Origin of the sequence: Parabacteroides sp. Y3-G-102 (genome assembly GCF_023656845.1) — a bacterium.
Classification (GTDB): Bacteria; Bacteroidota; Bacteroidia; order Bacteroidales; family Tannerellaceae; genus Parabacteroides; species Parabacteroides distasonis.
The window spans coordinates 1-1,595 of the sequence record NZ_JAMOKU010000098.1 but is presented as its reverse complement, the minus strand read 5'-3'; the positions used below and the strand labels follow the sequence as shown (position 1 = coordinate 1,595).

The 1,595-nt window shown below is 42.7% G+C and carries 1 protein-coding gene; it reads left to right on the top strand.

The genetic code is table 11. The annotated features are described in order from the left end of the window. Positions 1–137: 137 nt before the first annotated feature. Positions 138–1,424, top strand: coding sequence for an IS1380-like element IS613 family transposase (locus NBH16_RS23190; RefSeq protein WP_005805709.1), 1,287 nt, complete (start codon positions 138–140; stop codon positions 1,422–1,424). The last annotated feature ends 171 nt before the right edge of the window (positions 1,425–1,595 follow it).

The window sequence follows — 1,595 nt, the reverse complement described above, 5'->3', positions numbered from 1 at the left end:
CCTTAATTCCGCAACACTATTATAAAATATTTTTTTTAAGTACCTGAGCAACAAAAAGTTGCTCAGGATTTTGCCATGTCAGAGGATTCACTTAACTTAGTGTTGCAAAAAAATAATCAAACAAAACCTCATCAGGCATGGCAAAAATACAAATAAAATCCGAGAAGCTCACTCCTTTTGGAGGAATATTTTCAATCATGGAGCAATTTGACTCCACATTGTCATCTGTAATCGACTCGACACTCGGTCTAAGGTGTAGCTCGTTCGGTTATCAGTACAGTGAAATCGTCCGTTCCCTCATGAGTATCTACTTCTGTGGTGGCTCATGCATTGAGGATGTCACTACTCATTTGATGAACCATCTCTCGCTCCATCCGACACTTCGTACTTGTAGTTCTGATACTATCCTCAGAGCGATAAAGGAACTGACGCAAGGAAACATCTCATACACATCAGATACGGGTAAGAACTACGATTTCAACACGGCTGACACACTCAATACCTTACTGCTCAATTGTATGTTTGCATCCGGCCAACTGAAAGAGGGCGAGATGTATGATGTTGATTTCGACCATCAGTTCATAGAGACTGAGAAGTATGATGCAAAGCCTACATACAAGAAGTTCCTTGGTTATCGCCCTGGCGTGGCGGTTATTGACGACTTGATTGTTGGCATTGAGAATAGCGATGGTAACACCAACGTTCGTTTTCATCAGAAGGACACGCTGAAGAGATTCTTTGAGAGATTTGAGCAGAACGGACTTACAATCAATCGTTTCAGAGCTGATTGTGGATCATGTTCCGAGGAAATCGTGGAGGAAATAGAGAAACACAGCAAATCCTTCTATATCCGCGCAAACCGCTGCAGTTCGCTCTACAATGACATCTTTGCTCTTAGAGGCTGGAAGACTGAGGAAATCAATGGCATTGAGTTCGAATTGAACTCTATTCTTGTTGAGAAGTGGAAGGGTAAAGCATACCGACTTGTGATTCAAAGACAGAAACGGATGGACGGTGTGCTGGATCTTTGGGAAGGAGAATACACATACCGTTGTATCCTGACTAACGACTATGAATCTTCCACAAGAGAAATTGTCGAGTTCTATAACCTTCGTGGAGGAAAGGAACGTATCTTCGATGATATGAACAATGGTTTCGGGTGGGACAGATTGCCCAAATCCTTCATGGCAGAGAACACTGTGTTCCTTCTTCTTACGGCACTTATCCGTAATTTCTACAAGGCCATTATCCACAGACTTGACGTAAAGAGGTTCGGACTCAATGCAACAAGTCGCATAAAAGCGTTTGTCTTCAGGTTTGTCTCTGTACCAGCCAAGTGGATCAGAACATCAAGGCGGTATGTGCTGAATATCTATACCTGTAATAATGCTTACGCAGATATTTTTCAGACTGATTTTGGATAACGCCTACAACTTATGGGTATGATACTGCGTATTGCCTCAAGTCGCATAGTGGGGCAAGGGGATATTGTGGGCAGAAGTGGGTATTTCAGCCTCAATTTATCTGCTAATTCAGTGATGAGAGGACGTTTAGACGCAAGAAGGACGCTGAAGAGCTTAGTTGCGGATTTGAGG

Coding starts and splice junctions, on each gene's coding strand:
- NBH16_RS23190 (WP_005805709.1), top strand. CDS start 138: ATGGCAAAAATACAAATAAAATCCGAGAAGCTCACTCCTTTTGGAGGA.